The organism is Acinetobacter colistiniresistens, assembly GCF_024582815.1.
Taxonomy (GTDB): Bacteria; Pseudomonadota; Gammaproteobacteria; order Pseudomonadales; family Moraxellaceae; genus Acinetobacter.
In genome coordinates this window covers 2991535-3014908 of sequence record NZ_CP102099.1, presented here as the reverse complement: position 1 = coordinate 3014908, position 23374 = coordinate 2991535, and the positions used below count along the sequence as shown (strand labels likewise).

The following is a 23374-nucleotide window of genomic DNA, read 5'->3' as shown; positions in this document are numbered from 1 at the left end:
GCATTCTTTACAGGAGTTTTACATGGGCATCCGTATAACTGGTACAGGTTTATTCCACCCAACCGAATCTATTTCCAATGAAGAGTTGGTTGAAAGTTTAAATGCTTATGTAGAACAGTATAACCAAGACCACGCAGCTCAAATCGAAGCAGGCGAGATTGAGGCTTTACGCGGCTCAAGCCCTGAGTTTATTGAAAAAGCCTCTGGGATTAAACGCCGTTACGTGGTCGAAAAATCTGGTATTTTAGATCCGAATCGTTTGCGCCCGCGTTTACAAGAGCGCAGTAATGATGAGCTTTCACTCCAAGCGGAGTGGGGTGTGATCGCAGCGAAACAAGCGATGGAAAATGCTGGTGTCACTGCAGAAGACATTGATGTAGTCATCTTGGCATGTTCAAATATGCAGCGTGCCTATCCGGCAGTGGCGATTGAAATCCAGTCAGCCTTGGGTATTCAAGGCTATGCCTATGATATGAATGTGGCTTGTTCTGCGGCAACATTTGGTTTGAAACAAGCCTATGATGCAGTGAAATGTGGTGCTCGTCGTGTGTTGCTGCTAAATGTTGAGATTACTTCAGGCCATTTGGATTATCGTACCCGTGATGCACACTTTATCTTTGGTGATGTTGCAACTGCATCGATCATTGAGGAAACGGAAAGCAAATCTGGCTTTGAAATTTTAGATATTCATTTGTTTACCCAGTTCTCAAATAATATTCGTAATAACTTCGGTTTCTTAAACCGCAGTGAAGATGCGGTGGTGGATGACAAACTGTTCCGTCAAGATGGCCGTAAAGTCTTTAAAGAAGTTTGTCCGCTGGTTGCGAAAATCATTACGGCACAATTAGAGAAACTTGAATTAACCCCTGAACAAATCAAGCGTTTCTGGTTACACCAAGCCAATGCCAACATGAATGAACTGATTTTAAAATTAGTGGTAGGTAAAGACGCTGATCTTGATCGTGCACCGATCATCTTGGATGAGTTTGCTAATACTTCATCTGCGGGCGTCATCATTGCGATGCATCGTACTGGTGAGCAGGTAGATAATGGCGAATTCGCTGTGATTTCTTCATTCGGTGCTGGCTATTCTGTTGGTTCGATTGTGGTACAAAAGCATATTGCTTAAGTTTTTACTTTAATAATAAAAAACACCACAATCGTGGTGTTTTTTATTGCCAACTAAACGTTAAGCTTCAATGGTTTGAACTGCAATTTTCTTGGCAGGATCAACTTTTCGACGTACTGCCGGTACAGGTTCACCATGGTATTGGCGATCAGCAAAGTAGCTTGAGCGAACCATTGGCGCAGACCAGATATTTCTAAAACCGAGTTTGCGACCATGTTCTGCATAACGCTCGAATTCTTCTGGTGTAACAAAGCGATCGATGGGTGCATGTTGCTTAGAGGGTTGTAGATATTGACCAATGGTGATGTAGTCAACATCATGTGCTCTAAGATCATCAAGCAGGGCGATCACTTCTTCTTCAGTTTCACCGATACCGACCATCAAGCCACATTTGGTTGGGACATCAGGGCAGTATTCTTTAAACATTTTTAACAGTGTTAAAGAGTGCTGATAATCAGAACCTGGACGCATCGCTTTATATAAACGCGGCACAGTTTCAATGTTGTGGTTGAATACGTCTGGTGGGCATTCTGTCATGATGCGTAAAGCAATATCCATACGACCACGGAAGTCGGGAACCAGAATTTCCAATAAGGTTTTAGGGCTCAATTCACGTGCTTCTTTGATACAATCAACGAAGTGTTGAGCACCGCCATCCAAAAGATCATCACGGTCAACCGAGGTAATCACCGCATATTTAAGGCCGAGATTGGAAATGGTCTCTGCCATATGACGAGGTTCATCTGGATCTAAAGCATTTGGACGACCATGTGCAACGTCACAGAAAGGACAACGACGTGTACAGATGTCACCCATGATCATAAAGGTTGCTGTACCACCACCGAAACATTCAGGTAGGTTAGGACATGCAGCTTCTTCACATACCGTATGCAGTTTTTGCGAGCGCAAGGTTGTTTTGATACGCTGAACTTCTTCTGGAGCGGTCATCTTGACTCGAATCCAGTCAGGTTTGCGAGGTACTTCAACCGTAGGGATAACTTTTACAGGAATTCTTGCGACTTTTTCCGCGCCACGAAGTTTTATACCCTGTTCAGGTTTACGGTGTTCAGACATATAATTTCTACAGCCTTTGACTTGAGATATCCCGTTATTATAGTCAAATTTGCCGTAATAAAGCATGAAAAGTGGTATTCATTTTGAAAATGTAAATATATAAAAATATATAGTTGTGAAATACATCATCTGCCTGCATATTGGTTATCATATATAAAGCAAAAACGGTTAGAAACAAAGGAGCTTTGAATGCCACGTAAGAAAGAGGTCGTTGGTGGGAATATTGTTAAATATGATGCAGTAATTCTCGGTTCTGGCCCAGCTGGCGAAGGCGCGGCAATGAAGCTTGCAAAAGCAGGTAAACGTGTTGCAATCGTTGATGTTCGTGATCAACTCGGTGGTAACTGCGCACACGTAGGAACAATTCCAAGTAAAGCATTACGTCAAACAGTTTCAAGTATTATTCGTTATCAACGTGATCCAATGTTTCAAAAAGTCGGTGAGTGGAAACAATTCACGATGAAACAGGTGTTGCGTAATGCGCATAAAGTGATTCAGCAGCAAGTCGACACACATACACGTTTTTATGACCGCAATAAAATTGAAGTTTTCCACGGTCGTGCGTATATCCAAGACAAAAACACAGTTTTGATTTTTGGTCAGGATGGCATTAAAGACACCATTATTTGCAAGCAAATTGTGATTGCAACAGGTAGTCGTCCATACCAGCCTAAAGGCCTTGATTTTAATCATCCACGTGTATTTGATTCAGACAAGATTCTTGATCTTGATTATTCAATCCAGAAAATCATCATTTACGGTGCAGGTGTGATTGGTTGTGAATACGCATCTATCTTTATTGGACTCGATCATAAAGTTGATTTGATTAACACTCAGCAAAAACTTTTAAGCTATCTGGATGATGAAATTGCCGATGCATTGTCATATCACTTACGTGAACAAGGCGTATTGATTCGTCACAATGAACAAATCGATCGTTTAGAAACCTTTGATGACCATGTGGTCTTGCATTTGCTCAGCGGTAAGAAAATCAAAGCTGATGCAATTTTATGGTGTAACGGTCGTTCGGGTAATACTGATGGTTTAGGTTTGGAAAATGTTGGCCTGGTTCCAAATGGTCGTGGCCAGCTCATGGTGAATGATCAATATCAAACTGAAGCTGAAAATATTTATGCGGCGGGTGATGTCATTGGCTGGCCATCTTTAGCATCGGCTGCGTATGACCAAGGTCGTTGCGCGGGTGCAAACATGGTAGGCGAAAAGAATGTTAAGCCAATCCGTGATGTACCAACAGGCATTTATACTATTCCAGAGATTTCATCGATTGGTAAGACTGAGCAGGAATTGACTGAAGAAAAAGTACCTTACGAAGTAGGGCAGGCATCTTTCCGTCACTTGGCGCGTGCGCAGATTACAGGTGATACAGTAGGCGAATTAAAGATTCTGTTCAATCGTGACACTTTAGAAGTCTTGGGTATTCACTGTTTTGGTAACAATGCGGCAGAGATTATTCACATTGGACAAGTGGTGATGCATAGCCCAAACAATACGTTGAAATACTTTGTCGAAACAACCTTCAACTATCCAACCATGGCGGAAGCCTATCGCGTTGCAGCGTTGAATGGTATGAATCGTCTGTTCTAACTGGTTTAGACGTTGTATGATTAAAATGCCAATCAAATCGATTGGCATTTTGCTGTCTTATGCTTGAGAAAAGTAGATATGAACTCTCAAAAAAATAATTTGATCATTATTGCCATCATTGTGTTAGTTGCTGCTTATTTGGGTTTTGATTTTAAGCAAAAACAAAATTCAGGTCGTAATTCACCTGCGCAGACTTCAAGTAATCAAGTTTCTATTGATGATCAACAGAAGATCATGCAGGCATACCAGCAACAACGGAGCAATGTGCAAGTACAGGCACAAGGTATCGTGAAAGCAATTTTGCCAGATGATAACGAAGGTTCAAGACATCAAAAAATGATTCTCAAGCTGGAGAATGGTTTAACGGTTTTAATTGCGCATAATATTGATTTGGCGCCAAGAATCGAAGGTCTTAAAAAAGGTGATACAGTTGAGTTCTTTGGGGAATATGAATACAGCCAGAAAGGCGGGGTTGTTCACTGGACCCATCACGATCCACGTGGCAAACATGTGGATGGCTGGCTGAAATATCAGGGAAGAATGTATCAATAACTTTCTTCCCTAGTCAGTCAGTTGCAAGATGTGCGCTAAATTAGCCTGTAATCGCTGATTTTTGACGAAGTTTCCATTTAGGTAGGACTTTAGCTAAATAAGCGTCCATGCACCATACAGGGCCAATTAGAAGGAATTGCAAGTCTTTAAAGAATGAAGGCTTCTTACCTTCAACTTTGTGCCCATAAAACTGCCCGATCCATGCAATCACAAACACGCCAATATAGAAGCCAACGCCGACAGGTAAAATCACAATTAACCACGCCATTACTGCTAATAACGCTGCCATCGCCACAGCTAAAACAATATCTAAACGGGCATAAAAGACCAGCGTTAATACTAAGAGTAATGCGGTCAGCAAGGTACTAAAGTGCGCCAGAATACCAATGATTGAAAATAGAATTGCGGGAACACAGACCCAATGGATTTTTTTGTTGGTTTGGTTTTGGTGACTGTCACTATATTCGTCAAACCATTCGTCGATCGATTTCACTGCGCGCTCCTTGCTGTATTCATTTTTATGTGTTCAATATACCGAAGAAGAGGATAGGGCGCAAAGCATTAAAAATGAGCATGTATAAAATAAAAAAAGCCGCAATAAGCGGCTTTTTAGTTGAGGTCTTAACGATTAAGAGTTAGGACCATCAACGCGTTCGATACTTACATTACCTGTACCTGCGCTCGACATACCGAGTTGCTTGGCAGCACCATAAGATAAGTCTAATACACGGTTACCATGGAATGGACCACGATCGTTAACTTTAACAACAACACTTTTACCATTGTCTTTGTTAGTCACACGGATGTAACAGTTCAAAGGAAGGCTACGGTGCGCAGCAGTCATTGCATTCATATCGAATGTTTCACCACTTGCTGTTTTGCGACCATGGAATTGACGGCCATACCATGACGCAACGCCACTTTGGCTGAATTTACGAACGGTGTTCGAAGCAACAGTATTCAGTTTTTCAATCACTGAAGGCTCTTCTTCAGGGATATCGATCTTAGCAGCAATCGTTTGGCGACGTACTTTGTCACCTGAACTCTCAGTGATTGAAAGACTATTAACGTTAGAGAAACGAGAATTAAAATTTTGAGAATCTTTGCTTAGAACGCGGGCAGCCAAATTAGAACCTTCCACATCATTTGATAATGATGAAGACTGTACCATTTCAGCATGTAACGGGCTTAAACTTAAGCCTGCCGTCAGCGCTAGAATATATTTTAGCGAAAACTGCATTGTATAAACTCCTAGAGAACATGCTTTTCTATTTCAATAAAACGCCTTGAAATATAGTGCACATGTCTAATTATTCACTTTTGCAATTACTTTATCTTGCGGCGATAATATTCATCGCTTACGAAGTGTGTCTAGTCCTTCACGATAAATAGTTACAAAAGGGCAAAAACTTACAGTTTCTGGTTAAAAATAATCAATATTGTAACAATTTATAAAATATGCCGAATCTATGTACTTTTTTAATAAAAATTTATTGACTTTTCATTATGTTAAAAAAGCTAGCCTATCGGCTAGCTACTTCTGTGCCTAATAACCATACAGCAGTTGCATACATACGGCTTCTGTTATAGGTCGTAATGACTTGAAAATTTGGATAAGTAATATAGTAGATGGGACCAAATTGATCTTGTAGTTGAATGACATTGACCAAGTCGAGATCATCAATTTTGACCAAAGGGTTGACGGGTGCGATCCCTAATCTTTTCAACTCACCATAAGGTGTTGGTTGGGTTAAATCCTTGGCAATGATGCTATCAGGATTGTTACCTGTATATCGTGCAGGGAAGCCAATTGGGCGATCACGTTGCCAACCATGTTGAGCTAAATAGTTGGCAATTGATCCGATGGCATCTGCAGCAGAATTTCTTAAATCAATATGGCCATTACCATCATAGTCCACACCTAATTTTTGGATATTACTTGGCATAAACTGAGGGTAACCAATTGCACCTGCATAAGAGCCCACGATACTGTTGGTTGGGTAACCTTCTTTATAGGTCCAAGAAATCAAGGCTGCGAGTTCATCACTAAAATAATCAGCACGTCGTGGATAACCAAAGGCCAGTGTTGCCAAAGCATCTCGAGTGATGAAAGAGCCTTTATTGGCGCCATAACCTGTCTCTACCCCCAGAATCCCGAGAATGACTGACTTAGGCACGCCATATTGCTGTTCTGCACGATTCAGCACATCATCATACTGGTTTTTAAAACGAACGCCGCGCTGGATGGTTCCTTCAGCTAAAAACATTGAACGATATTCGTACCATGGTTTACTTTCACCAGGGCGTGTCATGATGTTTAAAATATTGGGCAAGTTGCGCGCGCCGCTCATGGCTGCATCAATTTGCTCGCTGCTTAAACCATACGTTGCCATCGCTTTTTGTTTGAATGCAGGATAATTGGGATGGGTGTAGAATTCATTTGCTTGTACCCAATTGCTGCTCAAGAATAAACCAGCGCTTAAAGTCAAAAATTTAAAAGTTTTATTCAAAGTAGGAAGAAACATAAGTTTATAAAATTCCTCATTATCGATGTGTATGAATAGACATAACCAGTCCAAAAGTTGACATAAGAGTAATAATTGCAGTTCCGCCATAACTCATGAACGGCAAAGGCACACCTACTACGGGTAAAATACCACTGACCATGCCTGCGTTTACAAATACATAAACAAAAAAGGACAAACCAAATGCACCTGCAACCAAACGGCCATAGTTATGGAAGCTTTGAAGACCTATTTGGAAGGTTCTAAAAATAATTGCACAATAGAGAAGAATAAGCAGGCTAACACCAATCAAGCCGAACTCTTCTGAATAGGCTGCAATAATAAAGTCGGTATGACCTTCAGGTAAAAAGTGCAGATGGGATTGCGTTCCCTCCAAAAAACCTTTGCCTGAGAAACCACCCGAGCCAATCGCCGTTTTAGATTGAATAATGTTCCAACCTGTTCCGAGTGCATCGGCTTCTGGATTGAATAAAGTTAAGACTCGTTGACGTTGATAGTCATGCAGCAAGAATTCCCATGCAATTGGAATAATAACACCTGCTACACCCACAGCACCCGCGATTAGCTTCCATGAGAGGCCACTGAGGAACAGTACAAAAATACCACTTGCAAGTACCAGTAATGAAGTGCCTAAGTCGGGTTGTTCAGCAATTAAAAGAAAAGGTACAACAATCAACATTAAAGACATTATGACTTGTGGGAAGCTGGGAGGTAGTGCTTTGCGTGACAAAAACCAAGCAACCATCATTGGCATGCCAATTTTCATGAACTCGCTGGGTTGTACGCTACCAAAGCCTGGAATATCAATCCAACGCTGGGCACCCATACGTACTTCACCAAAGATCATCACTGCAATCAGGCACAATACACCGAATACATAAAAGTAAGGTGAAAATGCCTGATACACTTTGGGAGGAATCTGAGCCAAACCGAACATGACCCCGAATCCAATCGCAAAACTGATGGCCTGTTTACTTACAAGACCAACATCTTGTGCCGATGCACTATAGAGAACAGTTAAGCCGAGTGTGGCATTCAGGACTAAAAATAGACACAGCCAAGGGTCGAGGTGAAGTTGTTGCCAACGAGAGGGTTGATTAGCGGTACTCAAGCCATCACGTGGTGCTTGACGCAAAAATTTGTATTGTGAGCTTGGAGACATGCGATTCTAAATCAAGTAAATCAACGCTCCGCGAATGCTAACATAAACACCGATTTAGACAATGCAAATTTAGAAATTGTGACATTTAGACGTGATTATTTTGGCATAAAAAAAGCGACGATTTTGCAATCGTCGCTTTCTGATCATGGTTAGCTTATTTTTGTACCAGAAGTTGGTCGAAGTGCTTGGTAAAGACTTCAAGTTCAACTTGGCTCAAGCTTGGGATCAGTTTCTTAATGACGATATGGACAGCAGTTTCTACGCCACTGGTCGCAACGCTTGCGACACCGCGTTTCACCATACCTAGACCAAGTGTTTTATTGAATTCAGTCATAAAGTGATGGATCAAGGCATCTGCAAACTTTTTAAACTGTTGCGTTAAAGCATCACGTTGTTCTTTGCCGTTTCCAGCAGCGACTTCTGCAAAGCTCTTCTTCATATCGTTTACGAGGCTATCTGGTAGCACAGTACCAATACGTTGTTTGCCATCATTATCAATAAACAGGCTCTTTTCCATGAAGGCTAAAGATTCAAGCACCTGTTCATTAGAAGCTTTACCCAGTAGCTGTTTCATTAAGGTTTCAACAATGCTACGAATTTTAATTGCAAGACCTTCGGTTGTATCTCGTTTGTCACTTGGTGGAAATTGTTGAACCAAGTGAACCAACATAGTGTCAATTAACTCATCAGTTAGCTGTAGAGAAATTTTGTCACGTAAAGGGTATTGAGGCTCTTTACTGTCACGGTTGGCTTGCGCAAGTTGAATGTCCTGGCTCAAACTTGCTGACGGAAGAATCCCGAAATAACTGGTCATTGAAGAACGTCCTCTATATCAAATTTATTCGTTTTATTGTCGTGCCAAGCGAATTGGCTCGGGCATCCATGACAAATCTGATACTCGGCATGGGTTAATATCCAAGCCCCCGCGGCGAGTATAAGTTGCATAGACCATCAGCTTTTCTGGTTTTAACAGTTGCCAGATATCTGCAAATATTTGCTCAACACATTGTTCATGAAAACCATTATGCTGACGGTACGAGATAATATAAGCTAAAATGCTGCGATAACAAGGCTTTTTACCTTGCAAACGAATAAAAACAGTGCCCCAGTCTGGCTGACCAGTCACAGGACAATTACTTCTTAATAAATGTGAGTACAGCTCAATTTCAACCTCATCTTCTGCAGTTATATCGAACTGCAGCAAGCTTGAGTCAGGATGTTCTGATAAACGCTCAGGAGTCAGATCATCGATACAGATTCCTTGTGGTTTGGAAATCTCTAAATCGTCGACTTGAAAAAGCTGTAACTCAACTTTCGCGCCAGCAGCATGAGATAAATCACGTTCAACGGTTTCAATAAAAGCCTCTTTAGACTCAAATTGAGTGAAGTTCATGCTATTGAAATAAAGTTTAAGTGACTTTGATTCAATTAAGTTGGGCGAACTGGCAGGTAAGGTCAAGCGACCAATGGCGACTTGAGGCAAACCAAGGCTATTTAGCCATGAAATTTCAAAAACATGCCACCAGTCTTTGCCTTGAGTAATACCTTCAATATGCGCATAGTGTTGGCGAGACTCTGCACGCGCAATTGGAAATAAAACATCTGGCTGATATTGAGTAGGGTATTGGGTATCTTTACCCAATAAAGAATGTTCAACACTCATTCACGCATTCCTGAACCACGAGCTAATAAATGATAGGCAATTGCATAGAGGACAACACAACAAAGCGTCACGACAGCTAAAGAGAAGGCAACGTTGACATCGCTGTGTCCTAAAATACCGTAACGGAAGGCATTGACCATGTATACAATTGGATTAACTAAAGAGACGTTTTGCCAAAATGGACTGAGTGCACTAATGGCATAAAACACACCACCTAAATAGGTGAGTGGCGTCAATACGAAAGTCGGGATAATTGAAATATCATCGAAGGACTTGGCATAGACGGCATTAATAAAACCACCAAGTGAAAATAATAATGAAGTAATAATGACAGTATATATGGTCACAAATAAATTATAAATTTCCAAATGGGTAAAGAACAGGCTCATTATCGTGACGATCAAGCCGACCAACACGCCACGGCTGACACCACCAATGACATAACCCCATAGGATTAGATGTAAAGGTACCGGGCTCATGATCAGTTCTTCAATACTTTTCTGAAATTTTGCACTAAAGAAGCTTGATGAAACGTTGGCATAGCTGTTGGTAATCACGGCCATCATAATCAAGCCGGGCACAATAAACTGCATGTAGCTAAAGCCACCCATCTCACCGATACGTGAACCAACCAGATTGCCAAAAATCACAAAGTACAAACTCATGGTGATGGCGGGTGGGAGCAGGGTTTGTGGCCAAATCCGCATAAAGCGACGAATTTCTTTAACCACTAAAGTCCAGAGAGCGGTTTGTAATTGACTGAAATTCATTGATCCGCTCCTGCAAGATTCTTTTCGACCATTTTTACAAACAGTTCTTCCAAGCGATTGGATTTATTACGCATACTGCTGACTTGGATATTTTGTGACTGTAATAACAAGAATAAGTCATTCATGTTATGTGCTTTATCCATCGTGACTTCTAAAGTAACAGGATCAATCAGATTAAATTTAAAACCAATAATATTGAGGTCAAAGGCTTCAATTGGCTCAGCTAAATCACAGATAAATGATTCTTCATTTAGCTGATTGAGGAAACCTTTCATGGTGGTATCTTCTTTAATTACACCACGGTCAATAATCGCGATGCGACGACACAGCATTTCTGCTTCTTCTAAATAATGTGTTGTCAGAATGATCGACGTGCCATTTTCATTCATTTCAGTGAGGAAGTCCCACATTGAACGACGTAGCTCGATATCGACACCTGCGGTTGGCTCATCAAGGATCAACAATTTAGGTTCATGCATCATGGCACGTGCAATCATCAAGCGGCGTTTCATACCACCTGAAAGCATACGTGATTGAATATTGCGTTTTTCCCACAAACCGAGTTTTTCTAAATAGTGTTCAGCGCGTTGTTCGGCCAGTTTTTTAGGAATGCCGTAATAGCCTGCTTGAGTCACTAAAATATCGAAGGTTTTTTCGAATTGACCAAAGTTAAATTCTTGTGGAACAACACCAAGACATTGTTTTGCATGTGAAGGATGGGTATCTAAGTTATGCCCAAAAATTTCAACTGAACCAGATGTTTTTTTGGTTAAAGAGCTAATGATACTGATTGTGGTTGATTTGCCTGCACCATTAGGCCCTAATAATGCATAGAATTCGCCTTCAGGAACGGTCAGATCAATTCCTTTTAACGCCTGAAAACCATTACGATAGGTTTTGGACAAATCGCTCAACACCAAAGCATCAGTCATAAACGTCTCACGTTGTTAAATAGAACGCGTATTTTGAGCGATATGAAAAAATAAACCAAGTAGAAAAATAGGTTTATGGCGTGTTAAAAACAGAACGATTATAAAAATAAGAGAAATAGTGCAGAAAAGAAGAAGCAATGGTGCGCTCAGCGGGACTCGAACCCACGCCACAGGCTTCGGAGACCTGTACTCTATCCAGTTGAGCTATGAGCGCATGCGTGCCACATCATAGGCAAAAAACACAGGCAGGTAAATATATACCTTCTAATAAAGGTGCTTCTTGATTATTAAAACATCAATTTTATTCTAGATTTATCAAGATTCTGCACATCTAACTATAAATGCTGCACTGAATAATTAATTAATTTCAACGTTTGATTCAGTTGAGCAGGCGGAATCCGTGATTCTTGCAAAGAGGTGGTCCATTGCATTTGGCAAGCTTTAAGTTGTTGCAACGAACTAATTGACTGAATCTTTTGGATGAGCGGGCGAGCCATTAGACCGCAATAGGTCGTGAGTGTTTGAATCATGACTTGCTGGATTTCAACAAAGGGTAATTTTTCTAGCTCGATGATTTCAGGTTCTATTACTGGCTCAGTTACAGCCAGTGTTGGTACAGGCGTAATGGTTTGTTGTACTACAACAGGTGTTGATACAGTTTTGTGATCATTATTTTTTAGTATCGGTTCTAGGTCTGCTTGTTTAACCTGAGGGGGGGCTTGTTCAGCTAACAGGCCCATATCAATGAGTTGCTGAACCAGTTCAGTGGGTGCGATACGTTCTTTATAGTCTTGATCAAGGTCTTTAAAATCTTCATGATCAATTAAAAGCAATAGACGACGTTGACGTGCTGTTAATGCAATATTACGTTCTTGTAACGCAGTTTGCCCAAGCTCAGTTTTAAAAAAATGTGACATCTCTTAATCTCCCCCAAATCAAGATCTAGACGGAGATTAAGATAAGGTTAAAAATGACAATTATGTTAACAAATTATTAAATATCATCGCCTTGTTTAAAGTAAGTGGCAAATAATCTAAAAACTGAGAACATAATCCCTTATTTAACGAGTTTAGCCTCTAAAGCTTTGCGTAAATACGGGTCAAGATCATCCTGCCGCATCAGCCATTGAATGTAATCGGCAGGGAGGTCTTGGATGGCTGTACCTTTATGTTTGCCAAAAGTAATACTTTTAGGAATACGCGCTTCTTCTGAAGCAAGATAAAGTTGTTCGATATTTTGAATGTTGAGTTGATGAATAATATGCATCAAGATGTTGGCGGTTAGGATAATGTCAGCATCTGCACGATGCGCGCCTTTCAACATTTCTCGTGCTTTATCGCTCCCTTTTGAAATCAAATAAATCAGGGCGGAAATATTATGCGCTTCAGCATCTTCCCAGACACGACGAGCCAAAGCTAAGGTGCAAATCGGTTTTAATTTTGAGATGTCGACACCACAACGCGCAATTGCGGCCACATCGTAGTCAACGTTATGCCCAATGATATAAGTTGTTTCAGCAGGAAGCTGAAACTCATTATAAAAAGGTTGGTCGATTAGATCAGACTCTAAAATATGATGCACAGCCATTGCTGCATAGGAAATTGGTTGACCAACCTGATAAAGCTGGTCAAAAATTTGTTTTTTATCGAGACTGAGTTTTCCATTGTCGATTTCAATTGGAGCATAGGCGATTTCAATTGGCAAACCATTCAGTGTATGTGTTTCAGTATCTAAGATGATTGCTTGCATTTAAAGGCCGCCTAGCTTGAATTGAGTGCTGAGATATCTTACAAGAAATTTACGGCAAGCAGTATTGAATGAGAGAGAGGGGCTTTAAATTTTTAAGAAAGTGGATAAATAAGCAACAAAATAAAAAGTACTTGAACAATTTGATATTAAGCGCATTCTTATGTAACTAATTGCCTTAGTAAAATAATTACTAAGCTTTAGAATGAAAATGATAATAATCAGGGAAACATGACATGAATATGAAATTATTAACGGTTGCACTTCTTAGCTCAAGCTTGTTGCTTACAGCTTGTAATGACGATAATGACAATATTTCGTTTGTACCTAAGCCAGATATTCCAGAAAATAATATTAAAAACCCTGTGGTGGGTATTCCTGTTGCCTATACCAAGACCGACTTTAGTGCCGTGGCCGCTGAAAGTTCAGTCATGACTTATAAGATGTTGGGGCAGGATGGAAAAGAGACCATGGCAACCAGTTTATTGTTTGTACCTGGTGGGCCAACACCTGCAGGCGGCTGGAAAATTGTTGCTTGGGCACATGGCACCACAGGTGTTGCAGATCAATGCGCGCCAAGTCGCAATGCAACTAATCCAGCCATTCAAAGTATGATTAGCCAATTTCTGGCAGCAGGTTACGTGGTGGTTGCACCCGATTATGAAGGTTTAGGAGAGCCAAGCGGGCGAGAACTTCATCCATTCCTAAATGTAAAAAGTGAAGCCTATTCGATTACCGATGCAGTGGTTGCTGCACGATATTATTTAGCTGGACAAGGTAAACTGCTTTCACGTCAATGGATGACAGTTGGTCATTCTCAAGGCGGACAAGCAGCTTTGGGTGCAGCGCAATATCAAAGTCGGGCTAAGCTGGATTATAAAGGGACAGTTGCTATTGCGCCTGCCTCTAACCTAGGGGAAATTTTGGTGAATGGTAATGCCTCAGTTGCAAATGCACCAATTGCACAACAGATAGGGATGTATGCACAGCTAGATACTTTTACTGCCTTGATCACGGCGGGATTAAGAAATCTTAATCCAAGTTTTAGTTATTCTAATGTTTTTATGACGCCAACGGATACCATAGCAAGTCAAGCTGAATCAGATTGTTATGATGCACTTGAGAATAAATTTATTGATAAAATGACAGATTATGCGAGTAAAAACAATAATAGTTTAGCGAATTATCCTCGGACACAAGCAAATTTTATGACGGTTCCATTGGTAAAAACGTTCTTGGATACTGATTCGCAGCCAGCTCAGGTGAAATTGGATCAACCAGTGGTGATTTATCAAGGTGCGAAAGATACAACGGTTCCTAAAGCTGCAACGGATGTGTTGGTATCAACTGCACAAAATAAAGGGTCAAAAATCCAGTACATTACCAATACTGAATGGGATCATGGCACGGCGTATGTCCTGAATATTGGCAATGTTGTGAATGATGTGAAAGCAGCAATGCCGGCGAATAATTAAGAGACGAGAGCAGCGGCCCAATTTTCTGTTTGAGAAGATTGGGCTTTTTTCAATTTTAGCTTCTAAGATGTAAAAATGTATAAAAAATAGCTTGTTGATTTTTATCTATTAAAACCATGAGTAAGAATGAATAAAATTCACGAATAATTAAATAAATATCAATCTGTGAAACTCTAAACTTCGTGCTACAATATGCACCAATCTTTAGCACGGCTTAAAAGCCCTAATTCATAGGACCCTCCGCTAATGTTTGCCAATATCTCTATTGCTGAATTTGATCCAGAATTAGCTCAAGCGATTGCTTCTGAAGGCGTACGCCAAGAAGCACATATCGAGTTAATCGCATCTGAAAACTATTGCTCACCAGCTGTCATGGAAGCTCAAGGATCAAAACTTACCAACAAATATGCAGAAGGCTATCCTGGCAAACGCTACTATGGCGGTTGTGAATATGTGGACGTGATTGAACAACTTGCAATTGATCGTGCAAAAGAGTTGTTCGGTGCAGACTATGCAAACGTTCAACCACATGCGGGTTCACAAGCAAACTCTGCGGTTTACCTAGCGCTTCTTAACCCAGGTGATACCGTTCTTGGTATGAGCTTGGCTCACGGTGGTCACTTGACTCACGGTGCTAAAGTAAGCTTCTCTGGTAAAACCTATAATGCTGTTCAGTATGGTTTAAATACTGAAACTGGCGAAATTGATTATGAAGAAGTAGAGCGTTTAGCGTTGGAACACAAGCCACGCATGATCGTTGCTGGTTTCTCTGCTTATAGCCAAATCGTTGATTGGCAGCGTTTCCGTGACATCGCAGACAAAGTAGGTGCATACCTTTTTGTTGATATGGCGCATGTTGCTGGTTTAGTTGCTGCGGGTGTTTATCCGAACCCAGTGCAAATTGCAGACGTAACAACGACAACAACGCATAAAACACTTCGTGGTCCACGTTCTGGTTTAATCCTTGCGAAAGCAAATGAAGAAATCGAGAAGAAACTTCAATCAGCTGTATTCCCAGGCAACCAAGGCGGTCCTTTGATGCATGCGATTGCTGCTAAAGCAATCTGCTTCAAAGAAGCCATGTCTGATGAGTTTAAAACTTACCAGCAACAAGTTGTGAAAAATGCACAAGCAATGGCTGAAGTATTAATTTCACGTGGTTATGATGTTGTTTCTGGTGGTACAGAAAACCATTTATTCTTATTGTCTTTGATTAAACAAGACGTAACGGGTAAAGAGGTTGATGCTTGGTTAGGCTCAGCACACATCACTGTAAACAAAAATGCGGTTCCAAATGACCCACGTTCTCCGTTCGTAACTTCTGGTATCCGTATTGGTACGCCAGCAGTGACAACTCGTGGTTTCGGTGAAGCTGAAGTACGTGAACTTGCAGGTTGGATCGCTGACGTGATCGACAGCAAAGGTGACGAGAAAGTGATTGCTGACGTAAAAGCTAAAGTAGAAGCTGTTTGTGCAAAATTCCCAGTCTATGCAAACTAATTTGTATAGCTAAAAAAAGCGCCATAAGGCGCTTTTTTTATGGATAAAGAAAACCTGAAAATATCAATCATTCTAATCTCACAGCCTCACATTGGTGCTTTGTTTTTAAAAGTGCACTCTGAACAAGCTAAAAATGATCCTTTTGGTATTACGAATATGAAAAATCGTATTACTAATCTGGCATGTCTTTTGCTTCATAACAACCTAGATAAAGTTGTCTAGGGTTCCGATGTCTTTGTATGGAGGCATGACTGGTCCGAGAGATAACGGTTCGATAGAACTACACGGAGGGATAAAAGCCCGGGAGGACAGGCATATTGCCATAACGAGGTTAAGCATCCGCAAGAGGTTTGTTATGAATCAATCGTTCTATCACGACAATAAAATACTGTGGCAAGAAACACTACCGGGTGGGCATCACTGGTCTGGTCGCATTCAACGTGGTGGTGTTTTACAGTTTGAAGCATTGGGGCGTCAGGCCAATGTATCTTTGTTCTGTGTCAATGCAGATGACAAGTTCGAGCGCTTTAATATGCCGGATAGTCTAAAAGCCCAACACACGGCTTTTCTCTCGACAGGGCATGTTCTGTATTCTGATCTGGGCCGTGTGATGGCCTCCATTATTCAAGATGAGCATGGCTGGAATGATGTATTTTGTGGTCCAAGTACCGCACAGCACATTGCACAACAGTTTGGCCAGAAAAACTTTCAGGATGCGCGTAATGATATGCATCGAAATGGTTTGGATAGTTTATTGGTGGAACTGACCAAGTTTGGTCTAGGCCAAGCGGATTTGAGCGCGACGGTGAATTTATTTTCAAAAGTCCAGCCCGATGATCAGGGGCGATTAAGCTATGTCACAGTGGATAATCAACAGCAAAAGATCGAACTGCGCTTTGAAATGGATTGTCTCGTCTTTCTTTCTGCGGCACCACATCCACTCGATTCATCCACACAATACCAACCTTCTGATATCCAACTCCGCCTATTCAAAGCCAATGCCTTAACTGAACAGGATGTTTGTCGGGATTCATGTGCGCAAAATCAGCGTGGTTTTGCCAATAACACACGCTATTACGCATTGTCCAATTAAGGTGGGGAGCGAGAAAATGACAGCATCAGCAAAAATTGAACAGATTGTTTTAGACCAGATTTGCCTTGCAGGTGAAGCATGGATGGGTGAGGTGAAGCAAGGTCAGTATTTCCGCATTATTGATCTGGAAGGCAACCAAGCCGTTGATACCTTATTTATCAGTGCCAACAACGCCGAAGAACGTTATAGCGCAACCGATACCTTGGCGCAAAATCAACAGCTTTATTTGGAAAAAGGCACGACCTTATTTAGTAATTTTGCCCGCCCAATTGCTCGCATTGTCGATGACAATTGTGGCAGACATGACACCTTAGGCGGGGCATGTTCATGTGAAAGTAATACGGTCCGTTATGCACATGATAAATATCCGATGCACAGTTGCCGTAATAATTTTATGTACGCCTTGGCACAGCATCCGATCGCCAAAAAGCATCAGCTCAATGTCCGTCATATTGGGCCCAATATTAACTTTTTTATGAATGTGCCCGTGACTGCAGACGGCCATTTAAAGTTTGAAGATGGTGTTTCGGCAGCGGGTAAATATGTCGAGATCAAGGCCGAAATGGATCTGATCGTGCTGATTTCAAACTGTCCACAATTGAATAATCCGTGCAATGCCTACAATCCGACCAAAATCCAGCTTGTTATACGTGACGCGTGAGGTGGCATAATGTTTAAAAAAGTACTGATTGCCAATCGTGGTGCGATTGCCTGTCGTGTCATTCGCAGCTTAAAGAAACTCGGGATTCAATCGGTTGTGGTCTATTCCGAAGCAGATCGGGACTCCTTGCATGTCAGTTTAGCGGATGAAGCGATTTTTATCGGTGATTCACCTGCACAGCAAAGTTATTTAAATATTGAAAAAATTTTGGCTGCAGCACAGCACACTGGGGCTGAAGCGATTCATCCGGGTTATGGTTTTTTATCAGAAAATGCCGAATTTTGTGATCTGTGCGAGCAACAGGGGATTGCCTTTATTGGCCCAAGCTCACAGCAAATGCGTGATTTTGGTCTAAAACATACCGCACGAGCATTGGCGATTCAGAATCATGTGCCCTTGCTACCAGGCAGTCAGTTACTCCATGACTTGGATGATGCACTGTTTCAGGCCGATCAGATTGGCTATCCCGTGATGCTGAAAAGTACCGCAGGCGGTGGCGGTATTGGCATGCGTCTGGTCTGGAATGAACAGGAATTAAAAGAAGCCTATCAAACCGTTTCGTATCTGGCGCAAGCCAATTTTAAAGATGCAGGACTGTATCTGGAAAAGTTTGTCGAAAATGCCCGTCATATTGAGGTGCAGATTTTTGGAGATGGTCAAGGCCATGTCATTGCACTGGGTGAGCGTGATTGTTCGGTACAACGCCGTAACCAAAAGGTAATCGAAGAAACACCTGCACCACATTTGAATGATGCGCAACGCACGTATATTCAACAGGTCGCCATTCAACTGATGCAGTCAGTGCAGTATCGTTCCGCGGGTACGGTTGAATTTGTGATGGATACCGACACACAACAGTTTTACTTTCTGGAAGTGAATACACGCTTGCAAGTGGAACATGGGGTGACGGAACAGGTGTATGGTGTTGATCTGGTTGAATGGATGGTGAGCTTGGCCAGTGGGGATTGGCAAGCACCGCAACAGATTGCACCGCCCAAAGGTCATTCGATTCAAGTGCGTTTATATGCTGAAGATCCGATTAAGAACTTTCAACCCAGCGCGGGCTTATTGACCAGTGTCAAATTTGACACCCAGTCAAGGGTGGAAACTTGGGTCGAAACTGGCTCAAATGTTTCCTCATTCTATGACCCGATGATTGCAAAAATTATTGTGACGGCAACGGATCGAGAGCAGGCCATCGTTGCTATGCAAAATAGCCTAAGTAATACAGAGATTGCAGGGATTGAAACCAATCTCGAGTATCTACAGGAAATTATTGCAGGTGAGGTATTTCGGAACGGCACACAGACCACTCGTTTCTTGAATCAGTTTGAATGGAAAACCCAAAAAATAGAGGTGTTACAGGCAGGGATTCAAACTGCAGTGCAAGATGTAACAGGTCGCTTGGGCTATTGGGATGTGGGTGTTCCGCCTTCAGGTGCGATGGATGCATTGAGCTTGAATGTTGCCAATCAATTGTTGGGCAATGCGTTCAACAGTTCGGGGCTAGAATGTACTTTACTTGGACCTACTTTAAAGTTTCATTGTGATAGTCAGATTGCCATCACAGGTGGTGAGATGGAGGTCAGTCTGGATGGTCAGCCAGTCGCGATGTGGTCAAGCATCAATGTGCGTAAAGGTCAGGTGTTAAAATGCGGTCGTATCAGTACGGGTTGCCGTAGTTATATTGGGATTAAACATGGATTTAATTTGCCTGCATATTTGGGAAGTTTAGCCACGTTTACTCTGGGGCAATTTGGTGGTCATGCAGGGCGTAACTTACTGATCGGTGATATGTTGCCCATCACTGAGGCGAAAGCTGAGCAAACAGTTGCATTAAAACCTGAGCAAATCCCAAGTTTTCAAACCGAATGGGAAATCGCGGTCATGTATGGTCCGCATGGCGCACCTGATTTCTTTACGCCGAATGATGTTGCCATGTTTTTTGATCAAGACTGGGAGATTCACTTTAACTCGAGTCGTACCGGTATTCGCTTGATTGGCCCGAAACCTGAATGGGCACGGATTGATGGCGGCGAAGCAGGCTTACATCCATCGAATATCCATGACAATGCTTATGCAATTGGTGCAATTGATTTCACTGGGGATATGCCAATTATCTTGGGGCCTGATGGCCCGAGCCTAGGCGGCTTCGTTTGCCCTGCGGTGGTGATCAACTCAGAGTTATGGAAATTAGGTCAACTCAAAGCAGGTGATAAAGTGAGATTTATCCCTGTCAGTTATGCACAGGCGCAACAGTTAGAACAGCGTTATCAATCGGCCTTACAGAATGAAACGGCATCACAGATTAATTTTGAACCTATATTCAAAGCAGAGCCTGTCACTTTAAAAAATGCCGTGTTGGCGACTTTGGATCAGGGTGCCGATAAACCGAAGGTGAGCTATCGTCCCGCAGGCAACCAATATCTGTTAGTCGAATATGGTGAACTGGTCTTAGATCTCAATTTACGTTTTCGTATTCATGCCTTGATGCAATGGGTGCAGCAACAAAATATTCAGGGCATCATTGATTTGACCCCAGGCATTCGTTCATTGCAGATTCATTATGATTCAATGGTTCTAGAGCAACTGGATTTACTTCGCTTGTTACAGGTGGCTGAAAGTGAATTACCTGATATTGAACATATGCAGGTACCGTCTAGAACTGTGTATTTACCTCTAGCTTGGGAAGATTCACAAACCCAACTTGCCACCGAAAAATATACCCAATTGGTTCGTCCAGATGCACCGTGGTGTCCAGATAATATCGAGTTCATTCGCCGTATTAATGGTCTTGCATCTAAGCAAGCAGTCAAAGACGTAGTCTATGACACCGCGTATTTGGTAATGGGATTGGGAGATGTCTATCTGGGTGCACCTGTTGCCACACCGCTAGACCCGAGACATCGCCTAGTCACCACCAAATATAATCCTGCCCGAACATGGACACCTGAAAACGCCGTCGGAATTGGCGGGGCTTATATGTGTGTTTATGGCATGGAAGGGCCGGGTGGCTATCAGTTTGTAGGACGTACCACACAAGTGTGGAGTCGTTATCGTCAAAATCCGAATTTTGAAGCGCACAAACCGTGGTTGCTCAGATTCTTTGACCAAATCCGTTTCTATGAAGTGTCCGAATCTGAGCTGTTGGAAATGCGGGAAGACTTTAAAGCAGGGCGTTTGCAACTGCGGATCGAAGAAGGGGTGCTGAATCTCAAAGACTACAATGCTTTTCTAAAAGACAATGAAAGCAGTATTCAGGCTTTTAAACAGGTTCAACAAAGTAATTTTGAAGCGGAACGCCGTCGCTGGCATGAAGCAGGCTTGGCTGAATATGTTTCCGAAAGTATGGATGCAGTACTGGATGATTCAGAAATAATTGTTCCGAGCGGTGGCATGATCGTGGAGTCACATATGCCGGGTTCGGTCTGGAAAATTGAATGTACCGTAGGCGATATTATCGAAGAAGGTGAAACTTTGGCGGTGATTGAAGCAATGAAAATTGAAATCCCAATCCTTGCGCCTGCAAAAATGAAAGTCGACAGTATCTTGATTGATAAAGCGCAAACGGTAAAAACAGGACAGGCATTGTTTACGCTTGCACCTGCTGTATAGCAATCAAAATCCATGATGCAGAAAAGGCCCTATGATGAAACATCGGGCTTTTTTTGTGTGCATTTATTCAGCAATTCACACGGTTTTTCTACTTTATTTGGCTAAAAAATTGGCATAGATACTGCATTAAATATTACGAATTATAAATTTGGTATTACTAAGGCTGAGGTGGTTATGAAAACGCAATCAATCCTGATTCAGTATTTAAAAATTACAGCGCGCTGTTTTGCCAATTTACTGAGCGTCCGAGCAGGTCTGTATGTAAAGCAAACCCAGCTGCCTAAACAGTAGTCTGATCATGATGAATGCGCGCCCTAAACTGACTCGAATCAGCATTACCGTTCCTGAAAAAACGGTTGAAGCTTTAGATCAAACCATTGTTGAAGAGCATTATGAAAGTCGCTCTCAGGCGATTGTCGACATGATCAATAAGCATCTCATTGCTGAACAGGCACAGCAAAATGCAGTCATGGTCGGCACGCTAACCTTGCTGTACGACGCCAGTTGTATGCCGCTGCGGATGCAACTCTTAGACTTACAGCAGAAATTTTTAGAACAGGTGATCAGTTCATTACATATTCAACTGGATCAACAAAAAATATTGGAAGTCATGCTGTTACAAGGGGGCAGTAATGACCTTAAACAGATTAGTCAACAATTTACGGCCTTAAAAGGAGTCATTAAAGGGCATCTGGAACTCATGGATGCGGTGATGCCACCCTTACAGCAAAATGAATAGGAAGCGTCGGCATTGGTATTGTCGCTGAACACGTGATTGAGACGTGCTCTGGGCAAAATTTTCAAAAAAGATATGGGGTGATTATGAAGCAAGCAATAGCAACGTTATCTGTTTCAGTGCTGTTCGGGCTGGTACTTAGCGCGTGTGATAATTCGGCTAAAGTACCAACGGCGGAGAAAGCGACCGAGGCCAAAGATGTAACGACAACCACGCCTATTACGATTGGCTATAGTGATTGGCCAGGTTGGGTTGCTTGGCAAGTGGCGATTGAAAAAGGTTGGCTCAAAGACGCAGGCTTAAATGTTGATTTTAAATGGTTCGATTATTCAGCTTCAATTTCTGCATTTGCGGCTAATCAACTGGATGCGGTGTTTATTACCAATGGCGATAATTTGGTCAATGCCTCGGGCGGGAGCAAGGGCATGATCATTATGGTGACAGACTATTCTGCGGGTAATGATGTCATTATTGCCAAGAATGGTATCAACAGTATTCAGGATTTAAAAGGCAAATCCATTGCTACAGAAAAAGGATTGGTCGATCACCTGTTGTTATCGACGGCTTTAAAGGATGCCAGGATTCCTTTTTCAGATATTAAACTGGTCAATTCAGTAACCAATGAACTTCCTCAAGTGTTTGGCAGTCAGGATGTTGCTGCGATTGCAGTTTGGCAACCTGTGGCCAATCAAGCGTTAAAAGCTGTTGCAGGTTCCAAGATTATTTATAGCTCCAAAGACAAGCCGGGTTTGATCTACGATACCCTTGCGGTGAATCCAAGTCATTTATCTGCGCATCAAGAGGACTGGAAAAAGCTAATCAAAGTGTGGGATAAAACGGTGAAGTATATCCAAGACCCTGCCACACATGCCGATGCGGTAAAGATCATGGCCAATCGTGTCGGCGTTGATTCTCAACAGTATGAGCAATTTATTGAGGGGACATATTTACTGGATATCGCAGCGAATAAGAAAGTGTTCCAGAAGGGAACTGGTTTTGATTCGATTTATGGTTCGACCTATCACGTCAATCAATTCAATCTCAGTAATGGCATTTATAAAACGGCAGTGGATGTGGATGGCTTGATTTATCCAGCTTTGGTGGATGAGTTGAAATAGCTAATCTATAAAAAATCG

The 23374-nt window shown here is 41.9% G+C and carries 23 protein-coding genes, 1 tRNA gene and 1 riboswitch; of the genes, 12 read left to right on the top strand and 12 right to left on the bottom strand.

Translation table 11 applies throughout. The annotated features are described in order from the left end of the window. Nucleotides 1–22 precede the first annotated feature (22 nt). Entirely contained in the window at nt 23–1129 is a 1107-nt protein-coding gene (locus NQU59_RS14520) for a beta-ketoacyl-ACP synthase III (RefSeq protein WP_257063902.1), read from the top strand. A 60-nt stretch (nt 1130–1189) separates the two neighbouring features. Here the strand turns inward: NQU59_RS14520 and lipA are convergent, their stop codons facing one another. After that, nucleotides 1190–2203 carry a lipoyl synthase gene (gene lipA / locus NQU59_RS14515; protein WP_096911374.1) on the bottom strand — a complete coding sequence of 338 codons (1014 nt, stop codon included), beginning with the start codon at nt 2201–2203 and terminating at the stop codon, nt 1190–1192. A 189-nt stretch (nt 2204–2392) separates the two neighbouring features. On the opposite strand from lipA, the gene sthA reads away from it, so the two are divergent. Both sthA and NQU59_RS14505 read left to right on the top strand, forming a co-directional pair. Beyond that, nucleotides 2393–3808 carry a Si-specific NAD(P)(+) transhydrogenase gene (gene sthA / locus NQU59_RS14510; RefSeq protein ID WP_004806376.1) on the top strand — a complete coding sequence of 472 codons (1416 nt, stop codon included), beginning with the start codon at nt 2393–2395 and terminating at the stop codon, nt 3806–3808. Between the two features lie 78 nt (nt 3809–3886). Further along, a complete protein-coding gene (locus tag NQU59_RS14505; protein WP_005242009.1) occupies nt 3887–4360 on the top strand; it encodes a DUF3465 domain-containing protein in 474 nt (157 codons plus the stop codon). Between the two features lie 40 nt (nt 4361–4400). Here NQU59_RS14505 and NQU59_RS14500 read toward each other — a convergent pair whose 3' ends face one another. The 11 genes from NQU59_RS14500 to NQU59_RS14450 all read right to left on the bottom strand — a co-directional run bounded on the left by NQU59_RS14500 (nt 4401) and on the right by NQU59_RS14450 (nt 13161). Beyond that, nucleotides 4401–4853 carry an Mpo1 family 2-hydroxy fatty acid dioxygenase gene (locus NQU59_RS14500; protein ID WP_016652220.1) on the bottom strand — a complete coding sequence of 151 codons (453 nt, stop codon included), beginning with the start codon at nt 4851–4853 and terminating at the stop codon, nt 4401–4403. A gap of 135 nt (nt 4854–4988) precedes the next feature. Continuing rightward, nucleotides 4989–5600: a septal ring lytic transglycosylase RlpA family protein gene (locus NQU59_RS14495; RefSeq protein ID WP_004654033.1), complete on the bottom strand. Its 612-nt coding sequence runs from the start codon at nt 5598–5600 to the stop codon at nt 4989–4991. A gap of 283 nt (nt 5601–5883) precedes the next feature. Next, nucleotides 5884–6885 carry a lytic murein transglycosylase B gene (mltB, locus tag NQU59_RS14490; protein WP_005242007.1) on the bottom strand — a complete coding sequence of 334 codons (1002 nt, stop codon included), beginning with the start codon at nt 6883–6885 and terminating at the stop codon, nt 5884–5886. 19 nt (nt 6886–6904) lie between these two features. Next, nucleotides 6905–8047 carry a rod shape-determining protein RodA gene (rodA, locus tag NQU59_RS14485; protein WP_257063900.1) on the bottom strand — a complete coding sequence of 381 codons (1143 nt, stop codon included), beginning with the start codon at nt 8045–8047 and terminating at the stop codon, nt 6905–6907. 154 nt (nt 8048–8201) lie between these two features. Then, nucleotides 8202–8861 carry a hypothetical protein gene (locus tag NQU59_RS14480; protein ID WP_257063899.1) on the bottom strand — a complete coding sequence of 220 codons (660 nt, stop codon included), beginning with the start codon at nt 8859–8861 and terminating at the stop codon, nt 8202–8204. 33 nt (nt 8862–8894) lie between these two features. Next, the gene (queF, locus tag NQU59_RS14475; RefSeq protein WP_257063898.1) at nt 8895–9710 is read right to left on the bottom strand and encodes an NADPH-dependent 7-cyano-7-deazaguanine reductase QueF; all 816 of its coding nucleotides are present in this window, start codon (nt 9708–9710) and stop codon (nt 8895–8897) included. Further along, nucleotides 9707–10480 carry an ABC transporter permease gene (locus NQU59_RS14470; RefSeq protein ID WP_005242002.1) on the bottom strand — a complete coding sequence of 258 codons (774 nt, stop codon included), beginning with the start codon at nt 10478–10480 and terminating at the stop codon, nt 9707–9709. Before NQU59_RS14470 ends, queF begins: the two co-directional genes overlap by 4 nt. Beyond that, nucleotides 10477–11412, bottom strand: coding sequence for an ABC transporter ATP-binding protein (locus NQU59_RS14465; RefSeq protein WP_005242001.1), 936 nt, complete (start codon nt 11410–11412; stop codon nt 10477–10479). The genes NQU59_RS14470 and NQU59_RS14465 overlap by 4 nt, the downstream gene beginning before the upstream one ends. Nucleotides 11413–11550: 138 nt before the next feature. Continuing rightward, nucleotides 11551–11626, bottom strand: a tRNA-Arg gene (locus tag NQU59_RS14460). A gap of 121 nt (nt 11627–11747) precedes the next feature. Beyond that, the gene (locus NQU59_RS14455; RefSeq protein WP_257063895.1) at nt 11748–12329 is read right to left on the bottom strand and encodes a hypothetical protein; all 582 of its coding nucleotides are present in this window, start codon (nt 12327–12329) and stop codon (nt 11748–11750) included. A gap of 139 nt (nt 12330–12468) precedes the next feature. Further along, nucleotides 12469–13161 (bottom strand): putative quorum-sensing-regulated virulence factor, encoded by a 693-nt coding sequence (locus NQU59_RS14450; RefSeq protein WP_043969670.1) that lies wholly within the window; start codon nt 13159–13161, stop codon nt 12469–12471. A gap of 233 nt (nt 13162–13394) precedes the next feature. Here NQU59_RS14450 and NQU59_RS14445 point away from each other — a divergent pair, with 233 nt between their 5' ends. The 9 genes from NQU59_RS14445 (at nt 13395) to NQU59_RS14410 (ending at nt 23356) form a co-directional block, all read left to right on the top strand. Then, complete coding sequence (locus tag NQU59_RS14445; RefSeq protein ID WP_257063893.1) at nt 13395–14633, top strand: alpha/beta hydrolase; 1239 nt, start codon at nt 13395–13397, stop codon at nt 14631–14633. A gap of 246 nt (nt 14634–14879) precedes the next feature. Continuing rightward, on the top strand, nt 14880–16133 hold the full coding sequence (gene glyA, locus NQU59_RS14440; RefSeq protein ID WP_005241997.1) for a serine hydroxymethyltransferase: 1254 nt from the start codon (nt 14880–14882) through the stop codon (nt 16131–16133). Nucleotides 16134–16172: 39 nt separating this feature from the next. Continuing rightward, nucleotides 16173–16355: a hypothetical protein gene (locus NQU59_RS14435; RefSeq protein WP_257063892.1), complete on the top strand. Its 183-nt coding sequence runs from the start codon at nt 16173–16175 to the stop codon at nt 16353–16355. Next, nucleotides 16341–16442, top strand: a riboswitch (guanidine-I (ykkC/yxkD leader). Its footprint overlaps the gene before it by 15 nt. Nucleotides 16443–16488: 46 nt before the next feature. Next, nucleotides 16489–17226: an urea amidolyase associated protein UAAP1 gene (locus NQU59_RS14430; protein WP_043969673.1), complete on the top strand. Its 738-nt coding sequence runs from the start codon at nt 16489–16491 to the stop codon at nt 17224–17226. 16 nt (nt 17227–17242) lie between these two features. Continuing rightward, nucleotides 17243–17887 (top strand): urea amidolyase associated protein UAAP2, encoded by a 645-nt coding sequence (locus NQU59_RS14425; RefSeq protein ID WP_005274703.1) that lies wholly within the window; start codon nt 17243–17245, stop codon nt 17885–17887. 9 nt (nt 17888–17896) lie between these two features. Beyond that, complete coding sequence (uca, locus tag NQU59_RS14420; RefSeq protein ID WP_257063891.1) at nt 17897–21502, top strand: urea carboxylase; 3606 nt, start codon at nt 17897–17899, stop codon at nt 21500–21502. A 174-nt stretch (nt 21503–21676) separates the two neighbouring features. Next, entirely contained in the window at nt 21677–21793 is a 117-nt protein-coding gene (locus NQU59_RS18875; RefSeq protein ID WP_005241992.1) for a hypothetical protein, read from the top strand. 10 nt (nt 21794–21803) lie between these two features. Further along, a complete protein-coding gene (locus NQU59_RS14415; RefSeq protein ID WP_004654007.1) occupies nt 21804–22241 on the top strand; it encodes a CopG family ribbon-helix-helix protein in 438 nt (145 codons plus the stop codon). 83 nt (nt 22242–22324) lie between these two features. Further along, complete coding sequence (locus tag NQU59_RS14410; protein ID WP_373462940.1) at nt 22325–23356, top strand: ABC transporter substrate-binding protein; 1032 nt, start codon at nt 22325–22327, stop codon at nt 23354–23356. Nucleotides 23357–23374: the final 18 nt, after the last annotated feature.

Excerpts from the sequence above, each read along its gene's own strand:
- NQU59_RS14465 (WP_005242001.1), bottom strand. The coding sequence starts at position 11,412 with ATGACTGATGCTTTGGTGTTGAGCGATTTGTCCAAAACCTATCGTAAT.
- uca (WP_257063891.1), top strand. The coding sequence starts at position 17,897 with ATGTTTAAAAAAGTACTGATTGCCAATCGTGGTGCGATTGCCTGTCGT.
- NQU59_RS14470 (WP_005242002.1), bottom strand. The coding sequence starts at position 10,480 with ATGAATTTCAGTCAATTACAAACCGCTCTCTGGACTTTAGTGGTTAAA.
- sthA (WP_004806376.1), top strand. The coding sequence starts at position 2,393 with ATGCCACGTAAGAAAGAGGTCGTTGGTGGGAATATTGTTAAATATGAT.
- rodA (WP_257063900.1), bottom strand. The coding sequence starts at position 8,047 with ATGTCTCCAAGCTCACAATACAAATTTTTGCGTCAAGCACCACGTGAT.
- NQU59_RS14505 (WP_005242009.1), top strand. The coding sequence starts at position 3,887 with ATGAACTCTCAAAAAAATAATTTGATCATTATTGCCATCATTGTGTTA.
- NQU59_RS14480 (WP_257063899.1), bottom strand. The coding sequence starts at position 8,861 with ATGACCAGTTATTTCGGGATTCTTCCGTCAGCAAGTTTGAGCCAGGAC.
- NQU59_RS14435 (WP_257063892.1), top strand. The coding sequence starts at position 16,173 with ATGGATAAAGAAAACCTGAAAATATCAATCATTCTAATCTCACAGCCT.
- NQU59_RS14450 (WP_043969670.1), bottom strand. The coding sequence starts at position 13,161 with ATGCAAGCAATCATCTTAGATACTGAAACACATACACTGAATGGTTTG.
- glyA (WP_005241997.1), top strand. The coding sequence starts at position 14,880 with ATGTTTGCCAATATCTCTATTGCTGAATTTGATCCAGAATTAGCTCAA.
- NQU59_RS14455 (WP_257063895.1), bottom strand. The coding sequence starts at position 12,329 with ATGTCACATTTTTTTAAAACTGAGCTTGGGCAAACTGCGTTACAAGAA.
- NQU59_RS14520 (WP_257063902.1), top strand. The coding sequence starts at position 23 with ATGGGCATCCGTATAACTGGTACAGGTTTATTCCACCCAACCGAATCT.
- NQU59_RS14425 (WP_005274703.1), top strand. The coding sequence starts at position 17,243 with ATGACAGCATCAGCAAAAATTGAACAGATTGTTTTAGACCAGATTTGC.
- mltB (WP_005242007.1), bottom strand. The coding sequence starts at position 6,885 with ATGTTTCTTCCTACTTTGAATAAAACTTTTAAATTTTTGACTTTAAGC.
- NQU59_RS14415 (WP_004654007.1), top strand. The coding sequence starts at position 21,804 with ATGAATGCGCGCCCTAAACTGACTCGAATCAGCATTACCGTTCCTGAA.
- lipA (WP_096911374.1), bottom strand. The coding sequence starts at position 2,203 with ATGTCTGAACACCGTAAACCTGAACAGGGTATAAAACTTCGTGGCGCG.
- queF (WP_257063898.1), bottom strand. The coding sequence starts at position 9,710 with ATGAGTGTTGAACATTCTTTATTGGGTAAAGATACCCAATACCCTACT.
- NQU59_RS14430 (WP_043969673.1), top strand. The coding sequence starts at position 16,489 with ATGAATCAATCGTTCTATCACGACAATAAAATACTGTGGCAAGAAACA.
- NQU59_RS18875 (WP_005241992.1), top strand. The coding sequence starts at position 21,677 with ATGAAAACGCAATCAATCCTGATTCAGTATTTAAAAATTACAGCGCGC.
- NQU59_RS14495 (WP_004654033.1), bottom strand. The coding sequence starts at position 5,600 with ATGCAGTTTTCGCTAAAATATATTCTAGCGCTGACGGCAGGCTTAAGT.
- NQU59_RS14410 (WP_373462940.1), top strand. The coding sequence starts at position 22,325 with ATGAAGCAAGCAATAGCAACGTTATCTGTTTCAGTGCTGTTCGGGCTG.
- NQU59_RS14445 (WP_257063893.1), top strand. The coding sequence starts at position 13,395 with ATGAATATGAAATTATTAACGGTTGCACTTCTTAGCTCAAGCTTGTTG.